Origin of the sequence: Pseudomonas gregormendelii, from assembly GCF_017114825.1 — a bacterium.
In the GTDB taxonomy this organism is placed as follows: domain Bacteria; phylum Pseudomonadota; class Gammaproteobacteria; order Pseudomonadales; family Pseudomonadaceae; genus Aquipseudomonas; species Aquipseudomonas gregormendelii.
Map to the genome: position 1 here is coordinate 41,682 of NZ_JADEVO010000028.1, position 16,264 is coordinate 57,945.

Annotated in this window: 13 protein-coding genes; 2 read left to right on the forward strand and 11 right to left on the reverse strand. The window is 60.8% G+C overall.

Annotated elements, in window-relative coordinates; all coding sequences use genetic code 11:
• Positions 1 to 89 precede the first annotated feature (89 nt).
• From IMW75_RS18745 to IMW75_RS18780, 8 genes are all read right to left on the reverse strand, one after another.
• Complete coding sequence (locus IMW75_RS18745) at positions 90 to 1,685, reverse strand: AAA family ATPase (RefSeq protein ID WP_045061934.1); 1,596 nt, start codon at positions 1,683 to 1,685, stop codon at positions 90 to 92.
• Positions 1,686 to 1,695: 10 nt separating this feature from the next.
• Positions 1,696 to 2,796, reverse strand: a complete 1,101-nt coding sequence (gene aroB / locus IMW75_RS18750) for a 3-dehydroquinate synthase (protein ID WP_122841488.1) — start codon at positions 2,794 to 2,796, stop codon at positions 1,696 to 1,698.
• Positions 2,797 to 2,946: 150 nt separating this feature from the next.
• The gene (aroK, locus tag IMW75_RS18755) at positions 2,947 to 3,465 is read right to left on the reverse strand and encodes a shikimate kinase AroK (RefSeq protein ID WP_045061936.1); all 519 of its coding nucleotides are present in this window, start codon (positions 3,463 to 3,465) and stop codon (positions 2,947 to 2,949) included.
• A 4-nt stretch (positions 3,466 to 3,469) separates the two neighbouring features.
• Positions 3,470 to 5,542, reverse strand: coding sequence for a type IV pilus secretin PilQ (locus IMW75_RS18760; RefSeq protein WP_205893439.1), 2,073 nt, complete (start codon positions 5,540 to 5,542; stop codon positions 3,470 to 3,472).
• Positions 5,543 to 5,555: 13 nt separating this feature from the next.
• Entirely contained in the window at positions 5,556 to 6,083 is a 528-nt protein-coding gene (locus IMW75_RS18765; RefSeq protein ID WP_045061938.1) for a pilus assembly protein PilP, read from the reverse strand.
• Positions 6,080 to 6,703 carry a type 4a pilus biogenesis protein PilO gene (gene pilO, locus IMW75_RS18770; RefSeq protein ID WP_045061939.1) on the reverse strand — a complete coding sequence of 208 codons (624 nt, stop codon included), beginning with the start codon at positions 6,701 to 6,703 and terminating at the stop codon, positions 6,080 to 6,082. The genes IMW75_RS18765 and pilO overlap by 4 nt, the downstream gene beginning before the upstream one ends.
• Positions 6,700 to 7,266 (reverse strand): PilN domain-containing protein, encoded by a 567-nt coding sequence (locus IMW75_RS18775; RefSeq protein WP_045061940.1) that lies wholly within the window; start codon positions 7,264 to 7,266, stop codon positions 6,700 to 6,702. Before IMW75_RS18775 ends, pilO begins: the two co-directional genes overlap by 4 nt.
• Positions 7,266 to 8,330 (reverse strand): pilus assembly protein PilM, encoded by a 1,065-nt coding sequence (locus IMW75_RS18780; protein WP_045061941.1) that lies wholly within the window; start codon positions 8,328 to 8,330, stop codon positions 7,266 to 7,268. The genes IMW75_RS18775 and IMW75_RS18780 overlap by 1 nt, the downstream gene beginning before the upstream one ends.
• A gap of 219 nt (positions 8,331 to 8,549) precedes the next feature.
• Between IMW75_RS18780 and IMW75_RS18785 the strand changes: the two genes are divergently transcribed.
• Positions 8,550 to 10,985 carry a penicillin-binding protein 1A gene (locus IMW75_RS18785; protein WP_414704659.1) on the forward strand — a complete coding sequence of 812 codons (2,436 nt, stop codon included), beginning with the start codon at positions 8,550 to 8,552 and terminating at the stop codon, positions 10,983 to 10,985.
• A 198-nt stretch (positions 10,986 to 11,183) separates the two neighbouring features.
• On the opposite strand, the gene IMW75_RS18790 is transcribed toward IMW75_RS18785, so the two are convergent.
• From IMW75_RS18790 to rpmE, 3 genes are all read right to left on the reverse strand, one after another.
• Positions 11,184 to 12,452 carry a malic enzyme-like NAD(P)-binding protein gene (locus IMW75_RS18790; RefSeq protein WP_045061943.1) on the reverse strand — a complete coding sequence of 423 codons (1,269 nt, stop codon included), beginning with the start codon at positions 12,450 to 12,452 and terminating at the stop codon, positions 11,184 to 11,186.
• A gap of 182 nt (positions 12,453 to 12,634) precedes the next feature.
• The gene (locus IMW75_RS18795) at positions 12,635 to 13,423 is read right to left on the reverse strand and encodes a thermonuclease family protein (RefSeq protein ID WP_205893446.1); all 789 of its coding nucleotides are present in this window, start codon (positions 13,421 to 13,423) and stop codon (positions 12,635 to 12,637) included.
• A gap of 26 nt (positions 13,424 to 13,449) precedes the next feature.
• Positions 13,450 to 13,680: a 50S ribosomal protein L31 gene (rpmE, locus tag IMW75_RS18800; protein WP_045061944.1), complete on the reverse strand. Its 231-nt coding sequence runs from the start codon at positions 13,678 to 13,680 to the stop codon at positions 13,450 to 13,452.
• A 289-nt stretch (positions 13,681 to 13,969) separates the two neighbouring features.
• Here rpmE and IMW75_RS18805 point away from each other — a divergent pair, with 289 nt between their 5' ends.
• Positions 13,970 to 16,189, forward strand: coding sequence for a primosomal protein N' (locus IMW75_RS18805; protein ID WP_205893440.1), 2,220 nt, complete (start codon positions 13,970 to 13,972; stop codon positions 16,187 to 16,189).
• Positions 16,190 to 16,264: the final 75 nt, after the last annotated feature.

The following is a 16,264-nucleotide window of genomic DNA, read 5'->3' on the forward strand; positions in this document are numbered from 1 at the left end:
CCACAAGGCACGCGATCTGTAGAGAAGGCGCGCACATGCGGAAATATTGAGGTGCCGGGAGAGGCGGCCTGGGTAAGGCCGCCGAATCTTCAGCGAGTTGTTGCCAGTTCCTGTTGGACGCTGGCGACAGTGCGAGGCCAAGGTTTACCAGCCTGAACCTTCGCTGGCAAGGCCTTGATGGCGCTAAGGGCTGCATCACGGTTGGCGAAGTTACCGTAGGTGATGACGTAAAGCGGCTTGCCGTTGAGCACTTTCTTGAAATAACGGTACTCGCCGCCCTGCTCTTTCACGAAGTTTTGCGCAGACGCTTCGGAGCTGGTGCCAAGGATCTGCACCACGTAGTTGCTGGTCGGTTGCCCGGCGTACCAGGTACCACCAGCGCCTTTGGCAGCGGCAGCGGCCGGTTTCTCGGCAGGCTTGGCGGTCGCCACGGCGGCAGGTTTGGCCGGCACAGGCGCGGGTTTGGCGACAGGTGCGGGAGCCGGCTTGGCAGTGGCCACCTGGGTCGGTGCTGGCGCAGGCTTGGCGGCCGGCGTCGGCGCTGGGCCAGGCTGGATTCCGGCCGGCGGCGCAGAAGTGGTCACGGTCGGCGGTGTGGCGCTGGAGCCTTCAACCGGCACGCCATCGTCACCTTCAGTGATGCCACCCGCTGCTTCGGCCAGCGGGCCACGCATGACCGGTTGCGAGTTGCCGACAAGCGGCAACGGCATTGGCTGCGAATTACCGGCGAACTCCACGGCTGGAGCACCGTTGCTGTTAGGTTGCGGAGCACCCTCGCCGAGCGGCAATTGCGCCTGCTCGTTGGCAGGAGCGCCAGTGGTCGGTGCTTTGCTGCGACCTGGCATCAACCAGGCGGCGGCTACCGCGACCACGACTACGGCGGAAATCGCCAATACGTGTTTCTTCGGCATGTTGAACCCCATACTTGGACGCTTGACCGCTGAGCGGCTGGCAATCATGGCTTCGATCATCGCATCGCGGGCGACCTGGTTGATATTGCCAGGCCAACCGTCGGAGCTTTCATGAATATCAGAGATCTGATTAGCGGTGAAAAGTTCGATACCCCGGCCAGCGCCTTCGAGCCGCTGATCCAGATACTCGCGGGTTTCCTCTTCGGTGTAAGGCTGCAATTCGATGACATGAAAGCGCTCTTCTTCAAGGCTCAACGCATCGAGTTGGGCAATCAACGACGACTCGCCGAACAGGAACACATGCGGACGGCCTTCGGGAGCACCCGCGGCCAGTGCCAACAAGGCTTCCAGCGCGGACTCGTCAAGCTGCTCGGCGTCATCCACCAGCAGATAGACTTCCTGCCCGGTCAAGGCCAGCTGTACCACCTGTGACAAGATCGAGCCGATTTCCGGCTGGGCGACATTCAGCGCCTGGGCCACCTGGCGCAGCACGCCGGCGGCATCACCGGCACCGCGGGCGGAAACCACCACACTCTGCACCGATTGCTTGTTGGTACTGGCCACCAGGGCCTGGCGCAACAGGGTCTTGCCGCTGCCTTGCGGGCCGGTGACCACCAGCAGCAACTGGCTATAGCGCGCCAGGTGATGCAGTTGTCCCAGCACCGGCTTGCGCTGGGCAGGGAAAAATTTGAAGCCAGGTACCCGCGGAGCGAAAGGGTCGTGACTCAACTGGTAATGGCCGAGGAAAGCCTCGTCGGCGTGCAAACTAGTCATCGGGATCTTATTAACCTTTAAGCTGAGCCAGGGCGCGGTAATCCGCTCCCAGCGTGGCCTGTAGAACCTCTTTCGGATAATCGTCGGTCACCACCGCTTCGCCCATGTGGCGCAGCAGCACCAGGCGCAAACGACCGTCGATCACTTTCTTGTCAATTGCCATGTGTTCGAGAAAATCGGCTTCAGTCATCTCTTCAGGCGGGATAACCGGCAGGCCGGCGCGCTGGAACAGACGGATGCCACGATCACGCTCCTGCTCGCTGATCCAGCCCAGGCGTGCGGACATTTCCAGCGCCATGACAGTGCCAGCAGCCACCGCCTCACCATGTAGCCACACACCATAGCCCATATGCGTTTCGATGGCGTGGCCGAAGGTATGCCCCAGGTTCAACGTAGCGCGTACACCTGTTTCCTTCTCGTCGGCCCCCACCACGGCAGCCTTGGCTGCGCAGGAGCGCTGGATGGCATAAGTCAGGGCAGTCTGGTCCAGGGCGCGCAAGCGATCGACGTTCTCTTCGAGCCAGGTGAGGAATGGCTCGTCGCAGATCAGTCCGTATTTGATCACTTCGGCCAACCCGGCAGAGAGTTCGCGGGCCGGCAAAGTGTTCAGGGACGTCGTGTCTATCAGCACCACGTTCGGCTGATAGAAGGCGCCGACCATGTTCTTGCCCAACGGATGGTTGATACCGGTCTTGCCGCCCACCGAGGAGTCGACTTGCGACAGCAGCGTGGTCGGGACCTGAATGAAATCGACACCACGCTGATAACAGGCGGCGGCAAAACCGGCCATGTCACCAATCACACCGCCGCCCAAGGCAATCACGGTGGTGCGGCGGTCGTGACGCGCGGTCAGCAGCCCGTCGAAGATCAGTTGCAGGGTTTCCCAGGTCTTGAAGGCTTCGCCGTCGGGCAGCACCACGGAAATGACCGAGAATTGCCCCAGGCTGCGGGTCAGACGTTCGAGATAGAGAGGCGCGACGGTCTCGTTGGAAATGATCGCCACTTGCCGTCCGCGAATATGCGGGGCCAGCAGCTCAGGCTGATCCAACAAACCTTCGCCAATATGAATCGGGTAGCTGCGCTCGCCTAGATCGACCTTGAGTGTCTGCATGTGTCCCCACAGTGAAGATGGAATCAGGCATCGTGCCTTGAATTATCGATGTCCGCGGCCTCTGTTGGTGTGACGCCGTTCGGTAGCCATTCGCCACAGTCCAGAGCGGAGGCGACTGGAGGCCGAGGATAGCGCATTTCACGCCGCGCTTTAACGGGGAGGCAGTTGCTGCAAGCGTTCGAGAATATCCAGCACCACCATCCGCGGCGGCCGCTCATCGGTTTCCACCACCAGATCGGCGATTTCCCGATAGAGCGGATCGCGAATCGCCAGCAGATCCCGAAGGGTCTTGGCCGGATCTGCCGTGCGCAATAGCGGCCGATTGCGGTCGCGGGACGTTCGCCCCACCTGCTGCTCGACGGAAGCATGCAGGTACACGACCCGACCACCGGCATGGAGCGCCCGACGATTGGCTTCGCGCATGACTGCACCGCCGCCGGTCGCCAACACCACGCCATCGCACGCGCACAGCTCGGCAATCATCGCCTGCTCGCGATCACGGAAGCCTGGCTCGCCTTCCTTATCGAAAATCCATGGGATATTGGCGCCCGTGCGCAATTCAATTTCCTTGTCGGAATCTTTGAACGGCAGGCGCAGCTCTTTGGCCAGTAACCGGCCGATGGTGCTTTTTCCAGCCCCCATCGGTCCTACAAGAATCAAATTTCGCACAGAATCAACGACTCACAGCAATCGCCTGGTTATTCATGATACGCGGTGTGAGAAACACCAACAGCTCGGATTTTTTCTCCGAAACCACGTCACGCCGGAAAAGGCGGCCAAGATACGGCACATCGCCGAGAAATGGCACCTTATCTACAACCTTGCTTTGAGTATTTGAGAAAACGCCACCAATGACGATGGTCTCGCCATCGTTGACCAACACCTTGGCATTGACCTCGTTTTTCTTGATCGGCGGTACGTCCTGCACCTTGTTCAGGTAATCCGGCTCATCCTTGGTGACCTTGACCTCCATGATGATCCGGTTGTCCGGGGTGATCTGCGGGGTCACTTCCAGCGACAGCGATGCCTCCTTGAAGGACACGGATGTGGCACCGCTGGAACTGGCTTCCTGATACGGAATCTCGGTGCCCTTGAGGATCTTCGCGGTTTCCTTGTCGGAGGTGACGACCTTGGGTTGCGAGACGATTTCGCCGTTGCCGGTTTTTTCCATCGCCGTCAGTTCCAGGTCGAGCAACACATTATCGGTAATGAACGCGATGCCGATTCCCGAGGTGTTAGCCGAGGTCCCCAGGTCGACGAAAGGCGAATTGGTGCCCGTGCTGCCCGGTGTACCGATGGTGGTGGACGAGCCGTTGACCCCCGAGGAGTTCCAGTTGCCCTTCTGCACCGAACCACCCCAGCGCACGCCGAGACTCTTGTCGTAATCGACGTTGGCCTCGACAATTCGCGCCTCGATCATCACCTGACGCACCGGAATATCCAGCTGCGCCACGATGCGACGCAGTTCGTCGAGACGATTCTGGGTCTGGTAGGCAATGATGTTGTTGGTGCGCTCATCGACGGTGATCGAACCACGCTCGTCGACTTTCGCTTCGGCACTGGTGACCGACTGGAACAGCTTGGCGATGTCGGCAGCCTTGGCGTAGTTGACCTGCAGCAGCTCGCGACGCAGGGGGGCCAGTTCGGCGATCTGCTTTTGTGACTCCAGCTCCTGGCGCTCGCGAGCGGCAATTTCCTCCGCCGGCGCAACCAGCAAGACGTTGCCGACCATGCGCTTGTCCAGGCCCTTGGTCTTCAGCACCAGGTCCAGCGCCTGGTCCCACGGCACATTTTGCAGGCGCAGGGTAATGCCGCCCTGGACCGTGTCACTGGCCACCAGATTGAGGTTGGTGAAGTCGGCAATCAACTGCAGCACCGAGCGCACATCGATGTCTTGGAAATTCAGCGAAAGCTTCTCGCCGCTATAGGCGAAGCGCTCCGCGTTGCGTTTTTGCAGGTCGTCGACCGTCATCGCCCGAATGCTGACGGTGAGCTTGTTGTCCGTCTGATAGGTCGAGTAGTCGAACGCGCCACTGGGTTCGATGCTGATGGTCGCACGGTCCCCGGTGGCACTGGCATTGACGAATTGCACCGGCGTGGCGAAATCCTTCACGTCCAGGCGGACTCGCAGGGACTCTGGCAGCTGGGTTCGGGCGAAGCCAAGGATGATCTTGCCCTCGCGCTCTTGAATGTCCGGGGCGATGGATGGATCGGACAGGTCGATGACCACATTGCCCTCGCCCTGGGTGCCACGCTGGAAGTCAACGCTGCGGATAGCCTTGGCTACCGGCGCGTACGCTTTCGCCGGGGCCGGCGAAGTAACGGCACGCGGCGCGCTGGCGACCGGTCGCGATGCAGCCTTGCTGGCGCCCTGGCCGACAACCACAAACAGGGTGTTGCCTTCGACCCGCGAGGTATAGGGGGACAACTGCGTCAGGTTGATGATCAGCCGCGTCCGGTCCTTGGCTTCCACCACCGTGGCACTGCGGGCATTGCCGCCACCCAGGTCGCGGGTCTTGCTGGCCAGCTGGCTGACCACCCCGGGCAGGTCGAGTGCGATCCGCGCCGGTGACTCGGTGGTGTAGCCCTTGGGCGTGGGAGGTGTGCCATCGAACGACAGCTTCAACTCGATGCGGTCCCCAGGCAGTGCGGCAACGTCCAGCGTCTTCAGATTGGCCGCTTGTGCCATCGGCGAAAGCAGCGCTATCCATAGCGAAATACCGAGGGCTGAGAAAATCCTGTTCATGATTCGAGTCCCACTATGAATGCTCTTTCAAAGGTATGGTTCGCGGCCGTTCCAGCCAGGCTCCCTGGCCGTCGGGGACGATTTCGATCACGTCGACCTGCGAGCCGCTGATGGCGACAATGCGCCCATCGTTGCGCCCAAGATAGTCACCGACCTTCAGCCGATGCACGCCGCCAGCCCCGCGCAGCAGCGCAAAGGAACCGGTTGCATTGGAAATCGTGCCGACCATCTCAAACTGCTCTATGTTGAAACCTTCCAGGTACTGCTTGGCCCGGGCAGGATCAGGCTTGACGTTACGCGAGCCGTGCTTCTGGCCAGCCAGGTCCACCCTGACCTGCCGGGAAAACGGGCTTCGCAGGTTGGCGGCGCTGTAGGTGAACGTCGGGTAGGAGCGGAACGTCGGCGTTGGCTCTATCTTCCCCGGTGGGCGCAGGCGAACTTCGTTCATGTAGGCATCGAGGTCGCTGACGTCGTCGCCCTTGCCACAGCCAGCCAACCCGAGCACCACGAGCACCATGGCCAAACAACGGATCGGGCTCATTTCGGCGCCCCCTTGTCGTTATAGCGGTAGGTCTTGGCGAGGATACTCATGCGTAACTTCGTCCCGCCATCCGGGTCGGCCCCAGCAATGTCGAAGTCATGCAGCGTGACGATCCGGGGCAAGCCGGCCACTCCGCTGACGAAGGTGGCCAGGTCGTGATAGGCCCCGGTCACGGTGATCTGGATCGGTAGTTCAATGTAGAACTGCTGGGTAACTTCCGGCAGCAACTTGATCTCTTCAAACTCCAGCCCACTTCCGAGCCCGGTGCGAGTGATGTCCTCCAGCAGGCCCGGCACCTCGGTGTCGCTGGGCAGTTGGCGCAGCAGCACGCCAAAGGAGTTTTCCATCTCTTTCATCTGCTGGGTGTACAGCTCGAGATTCGCGGCCATGCGGGCCTTGGAGGTGAATTGCTCCTTGAGTGTCAGCTCCTCCTCACGCTTGCTGTCCAGCTGGGTTTCCAGGTCGCTGAGGTAAAAGTGATACCCCAGGGCCAGCACCAGCACCATCAGCAGCCCACCCGCGATCGCCTTGATCGCCGGCGGCCATGAGCCGATGTTGTTGGTGTCCAGGTCATTGATATCAACGTTGCGCAGTCCGGCAAACCATTGCGATGGACTCATTGACCGTCCTCCACAGCGGCGGGCTGGGTCTGTCGAACCGTCAACTGGAAGACGTTCGCCTGGTCGAGCTGACCCGCCGTAGTGGCCTTGACCTCGGTCAGGCTGGGGGCATCGAACCAGTCGGAGCCGTCAAGATTGCGCATCAGGTCAGACACGCGATTATTGGACTCGGCAGCACCGGTAATGGACAAGGTAGTGCCGACCATTTTGACTTCGGTGAAATACACACCGTCCGGCAACGTGCGCGCCAGCTGGTCGAATATCCGCCCGCTGATTGGCCGATTGCCCTGCAGGTCCTGGATGATGCGCATGCGCTCGATGAGCTGCTGGCGGCGTGCCTTCAAGTCGCTGATCTGCTTTATCCGCTCATCGACAACGGCAATCTGTTTGCCGATGTAATCGTTGCGCGCGAGCTGGCGGTCAACGGCAGCTGTGATGACCTGGTCCGCAATCAGCACCGCCCCCACGGAGCCCACCAGGACCCCAACGAGAGTCACCAGGAAGCGTTTGCGGCGTTCCTCGCGCAGTTCCTCGCGCCAGGGTAGAAGATTGATCCGCGCCATCAGTCAAAACTCCTGAGTGCCAGCCCGCAAGCGATCATCAGTGCCGGCGCATCACTGGCCAGGGCACCGGCGTTGACCTTGCTGCTCAGGGTCATGTCGGAAAATGGATTGGCCACCTGGGTCGGCGTATTCAGGCGCTGCTCGATCAAGCGGTCCAGCCCCGGAACTGACGCCGTGCCGCCGGCCAGCAGGATGTGGTCAACCGCATTGTATTGGCCCGACGCGAAGAAAAACTGCAACGAACGGGAGACCTGTTGCACCAGCGCCTCGCGAAACGGTTGCAACACCTCACTGACATAATCGTCCGGCAGGCCACCCTGTTTTTTCGCCAGTCCTGCCTGCTCAAGGGTAAGGCCGTAGCGACGCTGGATTTCTTCGGTCAACTGACGCCCCCCGAACAACTGCTCGCGGGTGTAGATAATTCGCCCTTTGTGCAAAACACTGAGGGTGGTCATGGTTGCACCGATGTCGACCACGGCCACGGTCAACTGCCCCTGGGGGCTGGCCAGATGGCCAGTCAGCAGGCCGAACGAGCGCTCCAGTGCATAGGCCTCGACATCGACCACCCGCGCGGTAAGGCCGGCCAGTGCCAGGGCAGCCTCACGGACTTCGACATTTTCCTTGCGGCAGGCGGCCAGCAGCACATTGACTCGTGCCGGGTTTCGCACCGAAGGTCCCTGGACTTCGAAGTCGATGGCGACTTCGTCCAGGGGATAGGGAATGTATTGATCGGCCTCGATCTTCAGCTGGTTTTCCAGCTCGTCGTCGGAGAGGCCGGCATCCATCTCGATTGTCTTGGTGATGACCGCCGAGCCGGCCACCGCCACCGCCACATTCCTGAGATTGGTCCTGGCCTTGATCAGCACGCGCGACAACGCCTGCCCGACACCTTCGAGTTCAGCGATATTTTTTTCGATGACTGCATTGGCCGGCAGCGGCTCGACTGCATAGGCCTCAACCCGGTAGCGCTCGCCTTGACGACTTAACTCCAGAAGCTTCACCGACGTGGAGCTGATGTCGATCCCCAGAAGCGTATTGGCCTTTTTATTGAAGAGTCCTAGCACTACCCATTCCCTATGACTATCCGTGAGTTACGGACTCTATAATGTCCATTGCGTTCAACCCGCCCGTCTTGACAGCAGCGCAAATGACGCCCTGCGACGGAAAAATGCTTATAATGCCCAGCGATTTTTTACCAGTTTTTACTTCAAGCTCGGGACATTACTCTTTTCACCAGTCCCTGGTGCCAAATTCATTCTTTTCCTGGATATCCAAACGCCTTGATTCGTCTGCTGAAATTTTTCGGTTGGTCCGTCGTCGCCGTTTTCTGCGGACTGCTCCTGAGTCTGAGTGGCGCCTATCTTTACCTTAGCCCCGGATTGCCGTCTGTGGAGGCACTGAGAAGCATTCAGTTGCAGATTCCGCTACGGGTATACAGCAGTGACGACAAGTTGATTGCAGAATTTGGCGAAATGCGCCGGACTCCGATCCGTTTTGCAGACATTCCGCCGAATTTCATTAACGCATTACTGAGTGCTGAAGACGATAATTTCGCCAACCACTATGGCGTCGATCCGAGCAGCCTGATGCGTGCCGCCACCCAACTGGTGAAAAGCGGCCATATCCAGTCCGGCGGCAGCACCATCACCATGCAGGTGGCAAAGAACTTCTTCCTGACCAGCGAGCGCAGCTTCTCACGCAAGACCACCGAAATTCTCCTGGCCCTGCAAATTGAACGCCAGCTGACCAAGGACGAGATCCTCGAGCTGTACGTTAACAAAATCTACCTGGGCAACCGCGCCTACGGCATTGAAGCCGCTGCGCAGGTGTACTACGGCAAGTCGATCCGTGACGTCAGCCTGGCGCAGATGGCGATGATTGCGGGCCTGCCCAAGGCCCCTTCGCGCTTCAATCCGCTGGCCAACCCGGCGCGCAGCAAAGAGCGGCGTGACTGGATCCTGGGGCGCATGTACAAGCTGGGCAAGATCACCGAAGCCGACTACACCGCCGCGATCAACGAGCCGCTCAACGCCAGTTATCACGTCCCGACACCGGAAGTGAACGCCCCCTATATTGCCGAGATGGCCCGCGCCGAAATGGTCGGCCGCTATGGCAGCGACGCTTATACCGAAGGGTTCCGGGTGACCACCACGGTGCCAAGCAACCTGCAGGAAATGGCCAACACTGCGCTTCACGAAGGCCTGATCACCTACGATCAGCGCCACGGTTATCGCGGCCCTGAATCGCGCCTGCCAGGCAAAACCCGCGAAGCCTGGGCAACCGAACTGACCAAGCAACGCACCATCAGCAGTCTTGAACCGGCCATCGTCATCCAGGTCGACAAGAACGGCCTGCAGGTGCTGACCCGCACCGGCGAGGAGCACGTCAGCTGGGACACGATGAAATGGGCACGACCGTTCCTCAACACCAACAGCATGGGCGCCAATCCGAAGCAGCCAGCTGATGTAGCCCAGGTCGGCGACCTGGTGCGCGTGCAGCGCCAGCCTGACAACTCGCTGAAGTTCAGCCAGATTCCCCAGGCCCAGGGCGCACTGGTGTCCCTCGACCCGCAAAACGGCGCCATTCGCTCGCTGGTCGGTGGTTTTGCTTTCGAACAGAGCAATTACAACCGCGCCATGCAAGCCAAGCGTCAGCCGGGCTCGAGCTTCAAGCCGTTCGTCTACAGCGCCGCGCTGGATAATGGCTACACCGCCGCCAGCCTGGTGAACGATGCACCGATCGTGTTCGTTGACGAATACCTGGACAAGGTCTGGCGCCCGAAGAACGACACCAATACGTTCCTCGGCCCGATTCGCCTGCGTGAAGGCCTGTACAAGTCGCGCAACCTGGTGTCGATCCGCCTGGTGCAGGCATTGGGTATCGACCGCACCATCGACTACATCAGCAAGTTCGGCTTCAAGAAAGAAGACTTGCCGCGCAACCTGTCCCTGGCCCTGGGCACCGCGACCCTGACGCCAATGGAAATTGCCACCGGCTGGAGCACCTTTGCCAACGGCGGCTACAAAGTGAGCCCGTACCTGATCGAAAAGGTAGAGAGCCGTAACGGTGACCTGCTGTTCGCTGCCAACCCGCCAAGCGTGCCCAAGGGCGAAGTCGTCAGCGATGGCATCGCGGCACCAGCGGCCAGCGCTTTCACGGTCAATGCAACGCCTGCGGACGCCTCAAGTACCCAACCTGCGCAGTCGCCTGCAGTGGCTGAACGCATCGTCGATGGCCGCACCACCTATATCCTCAACAGCATGCTCGAAGACGTGATCAAGCGCGGCACCGGTCGCCGCGCACTGGCTTTGGGCCGCAGTGACATTGCAGGCAAAACCGGTACCACCAACGAATCCAAGGACGCCTGGTTCTCCGGCTACAACGCCGACTACGTGACCACCGTCTGGACCGGCTTCGACCAGCCTGAGAGCCTGGGTCGCAAGGAATTCGGCGGCACCGTAGCACTGCCGATCTGGATGAACTACATGGCCGCCGCGTTGAAGGACAAGCCGCCGCACACTCAACCTGAACCGGAAGGCATCCTGAGCCTGCGGGTTGATCCGGTCAGCGGCCGCGCAGCCTCCCCCGGCACGCCTGGCGCCTACTTCGAGCTCTTCAAGGCCGAAGACACGCCACCGACTGGCAGCGAGCTGGGAAGCGGCTCTGCGCCAGGCAGCCCGTTGCCTGCGGATGAAGGTGCGCCGATCGATTTGTTCTGATCAGGTAGCGCAAACCAAAAGCCCCGCCTTCGAGAGAAGCGCGGGGCTTTTTTACAGCCAGGATCAAGAGATCGCAGCCTTCGGCAGCGCCTACAGGGGAACGTGATCTCCCGCAGGACCTGCCGAAGGCTGTGATCCTGTGATTGTCCGGGCAATAAAAAACCCGGCCACTGACCGGGTTTTCCTGAGCGCTACGGCTTAGCCGTTGAACACATCATCCACGCTTTTCAGCGGGTAGTTCTTCGGATACGGCAGGGTCGCTACGCCGGTCTCGATCGCGGCCTTGGCCACGGCATCGGAGATGACGGTGATCAGGCGAGCATCCATTGGTTTCGGGATGATGTACTCACGACCGAATTCCAGCTTGATGCCGCCATAGGCGTCACACACTTCCTGAGGCACCGGCAATTTGGCCAGTTCACGCAGGGCATTGGCCGCCGCCACTTTCATTTCTTCGTTGATGCGCTTGGCGCGAACGTCCAGGGCACCGCGGAAGATGAACGGGAAGCCCAGTACGTTGTTGACCTGGTTCGGGTAGTCCGAACGGCCGGTGGCCATGATCACGTCGTCACGGGTAGCGTGCGCCAGTTCCGGGGAGATTTCCGGATCAGGGTTCGAGCACGCGAACACGATCGGGTTGGCCGCCATGGACTTCAGGCCTTCAGCGCTCAACAGGTTCGGACCAGACAGACCCACGAACACATCAGCACCGGCCAGGGCGTCAGCCAAGGTGCGTTTTTCGGTAGCGTGGGCAAACACGGCCTTGTACTGGTTCAGGTCGTCACGGCCGGAGTGGATTACACCGGTACGGTCAACCATATAGATGTTTTCGATGTTGGCGCCCATGCTCACAAGCAATTTCATGCAGGAGATGGCGGCCGCACCGGCGCCCAGGCAGACGATCTTGGCTTCTGCCAGGGTCTTGCCGGCGATTTCCAGTGCGTTGATCATGCCGGCCGCGGTAACGATCGCGGTGCCGTGCTGGTCATCGTGGAATACTGGAATGTCGCACTGTTCGATCAGCGCGCGCTCGATCTCAAAGCATTCAGGTGCCTTGATGTCTTCCAGGTTGATGCCACCGAAAGTGATGGAGATGCGCTTGACGGTGTCGATGAAGGCTTGCGGGCTTTCGGAGTCGACTTCGATGTCGAAAACGTCGATGCCGGCGAAGCGCTTGAACAGTACACCCTTGCCTTCCATCACTGGCTTGGAAGCCAATGGGCCGAGGTTACCCAGGCCCAGAATCGCGGTGCCATCGGAAATCACTGCAACCAGGTTGCCCTTGCCGGTGTATTTGTAGGCCAGTTCAGGATCGCGGGCGATTTCGCGCACTGGTTCGGCTACGCCGGGGCTGTAGGCCAGCGACAGGTCGCGGGCGGTAGCGGTGGCCTTGGTGAGCTCGACACTCAGCTTACCTGGACGAGGATGGGCGTGATATTCGAGAGCGGCAGTTTTCAGATCAGACATGGGGGCATTCCGCTTTTTACTGTTGGACAGACTGGTCAGCGAGGATACGCGCCTCGTAAAGTCCCCACAAGACTGACCAGTCACCCCTGTCAAGCGCTGCGGCTTACGACTTTGGGCCAAGAGCCACGGAACACAAGGGATAGACTGTTCACAATCGACTGAAAAAATGTCTACAATTTTTTTCAGGGCGACGTCTTAAGCATCACCGGATCGGTCAATGGCAATAACCAGCGCACCTGTCCGTTTTTCAATCCGCCACGTCGCGACCTGTCAACCACCCAACCTCGAGCCTCGACCTGCCTGCCCTGCAGTTGCTCCAGCGTCGACATGTCGAAGCGCTTCAGCAGATTGGGCGCAACCCGCAGCACAACTGAATCCTGCAACTCGATCCAGATTCCGCCGCCGTTGCGCTGAACCTTACTCACAACGCCACCCACAACGGCAAACCCGGAACCTCTGATTTGCCCTGCTTCAATCACAGGGGACTGGCGCCATAACCCGAGCCTGGCCTGGCGAGCACTTTGCTCGGCGGCTTGCTGGCAGGCCGCCAGCTCGACATTAGGCGCCACCGCCACCTGAAAACCCAGGCCCTCGGCAAGCATTTGCGCTTCAAGATTGACACCATCGGCACCGTAGACATGGGCCAGGGTTCGGCCGTAGCGGTCTTTACGCTCTTTTCCGGGAAGCAGACCGACCCGCCCGGCGCTCGCCGCTACCAGGGCCTCCAGACGCTTGCGCGCCGCGACAGCGAAGGGCTCGTCAGCGCGGCCTTTCTTGCCAAGCTCTGGAGTGTTCAAGCCGATCATCCGCACATTGCGGCCATCGGTCAGCCCCAACGTGTCGCCGTCGACGACTCGCTGCACCTGGGCCGGTGCCAGGCTGCCGGGTGCAGGGCAGAAGGCCTGGGCGCCGGAAAGCCAAATCGCGGACACAAAAAAGGCGCCCGCGAGGGACGCCTTTTTCAACAGCAAGGAAAGGCCCAAAGGGCGTTTCAACCTTACTCTGCAGCAGCAGGAGCTTTCTTGCCGAAAGCGCCGAAACGGTCTGCGAAGCGCTGTACACGGCCGCCAGTATCCAGAGTCTTCTGCTTACCGGTGTAGAACGGGTGGCACTCGTTGCATACGTCAGTGCCCAGTGGCTTGCACAGGTTCGAACGAGTTTCGAACTTGTTACCGCAGCTGCAAGTTACCAGGATGGTTTCGTATGCTGGATGGATATCGGCTTTCATGGTGTATTCCTCAGGCTAGCGTGCCGCCACTCAACACTATTGTTGAATACCGCACGTAATTAGGCCGCGGATTCTACCAGACAATCCCGATCACGCAAGCTGTCCCTTCTACCGACCGTCTGCTAGGCTCGCGACTTAAAGCACCCTCCCTGCAGGAGCGGGCTTGCTCGCGAAAGCGCTGTATCCGTTAGCACCATGGCGTCCGAGTCAACGCTTTCGCGAGCAAGCCCGCCCACACAGGTTTCATGCCCAGCCTGCATTTATTGCTCGCCCACAGAGACTCCCCCGCGTGCCCGACGCCATTTTGCGCCTAGCCCTGCCTTCGCCCCTGCGCCGCCTGTTCGATTACCGTGCTCCCGCCGGGGTCTTGCGTGCCCAGTTGCAACCGGGCATGCGCCTGCGGGTGCCGTTTGGCCGCCGGGAGATGATCGGGATCCTGGTAGAAGTCACCGACACCAGCGAAGTGCCTATCGACAAGCTCAAGCCGGCCCTGGCCCTGCTCGACGTCACCGCGCCTTTGCCGCCGGCACTGTTCAAGCTGTGCCTGTGGACCTCCCAGTACTACCAGCATAGCCTCGGCGACACCTTGAGCTGGGCGCTGCCCGTGCTGCTGCGCCAGGGTGAGCTGGCCGAAGCGCGCCAGGAGCGCTTCTGGTCGGCCGCACCCGGGGCCAGCCTCGATGACCCGCGTATCGCTCGCGCCCCGCGACAGCGCGAGGCCCTGGCTACCCTGGCCCAGCATCCCCACGGCGTGGCCCACCAGCTGCTGAGCAAGTTGATGCTGAGCAAGGACAGCCTGGATCTGCTGCTGGCCAAGGACCTGGTGCAGGTGGAAATCCGCAAGCATGCCCCGGGTGCCCGTCACGAACACTGGCTGGCCCAGCCGGAGCTGCCGCTCAACCCCGAGCAACGTGCGGCCTATGAAGCCATTCGCGCAGGCTTCGACAGTTATCACGCGTTCCTGCTGGCGGGCGTTACCGGCAGCGGCAAAACCGAAGTCTATCTGCAACTCATCCGCGAAACCCTTGAAGCCGGAAAGCAGGCATTGGTGCTGATCCCGGAAATCAACCTGGGACCGCAAACCCTCGCGCGCTTCGAGCAACGTTTCAATGCACGCATCGCGCTGATTCACTCGGGGATCAACGACCGCGAACGCCTCGAAGCCTGGCTCGCCGCCCGGGATGGCGATGCCGACATTATTATCGGCACCCGCTCGGCACTGTTCACTCCGATGAAAAACCCCGGGCTGATCATCATCGACGAAGAGCACGACGGCTCCTATAAACAGCAGGAAGGTCTGCGTTATCACGCTCGCGACCTGGCGCTGGTGCGCGCCCGCCAGGAAAACATCCCGATCGTCCTCGGTTCGGCCACGCCTTCGCTGGAGAGCCTGCACAATGCCTACACCGGCCGTTACGGGCTGCTGCGCCTGAACGAGCGCGCCGGTGGCGCCAAGCAACCGCGTTTCCTGCGCCTGGACGTAAAGAGCCGTCCGCTGGACAGTGGTATTTCCGGCCCCATGCAGCAGGCAATCGGCCAGACCCTGGCTGCCGGGCAACAGGTATTGGTATTTCTCAACCGTCGGGGTTTTGCCCCGACTCTGCTGTGCCACGACTGCGGCTGGATGTCTGAATGCCAACGCTGTGATGCGCGAATGACCGTGCACCAACGCTCCGGCGAACTGCGCTGCCACCATTGCGGCTATGTCGAACGCGTGCCTCGGCATTGCCCGAAATGCGCCAAAGTGGATTTGCGCCCGGTAGGGGCTGGCACCGAGCGCGCCGAAGAGCGACTGGCGATTCTGTTTCCAGAGGTGCCGGTGCTGCGTGTAGACCGCGACAGCACCTCGCGCAAGGACGCCATGAACCAGTTGTTCGCGACCATCCAGAAAGGCCAGCCGTGCATTCTGGTGGGCACGCAGATGCTTGCCAAAGGTCATCACTTTCCCAGGGTGACCCTGGTGTCGATCCTGGATGCCGACGGCGGCCTGTTTTCCGGCGACTTCCGCGCCAGCGAACGCATGGCCCAGCTGATAGTGCAGGTCGCCGGGCGCGCCGGGCGTGCCGAGGAACCTGGCAGAGTGATCATCCAGACTCACCTGGCCGATCATCCGCTGCTGGTGCAACTCACCGAGCAGGGTTATTTCGCTTTTGCCGAGCAAGCATTGAGCGAGCGGCGCTCGGCGGGCCTGCCTCCCTTTGCCCACCTGGCGCTGTTGCGCGCAGAGGCACACAAACCGGGGCAGGCCGAAGGCTTTCTTGACGAAGCATGCAGCGAGGCCGAGCGTTTGCTGGCTGAGCAGAATTTGACCGGCATTGAGCTGCTCGGGCCGGTACCCGCACCCATGGAGCGACGCGCGGGCCGGTATCGCGCTCAGCTATTGTTGCAGGCGACAGCCCGCGCGCCGCTGCATCGGCTGCTGAGCAGCTGGTTGTTGGCGCTGGAGCAGATGCCGAGTGGGCGAGCGGTGCGCTGGTCGCTGGATGTCGATCCCGTCGATTTGTATTGAAGGTCAAAAGATCGTCCGAACGCGGCCCGAGCCTTCGGCAGCTCCTACCCCGGTCGCGCTTCTCTGTAGGAGCTG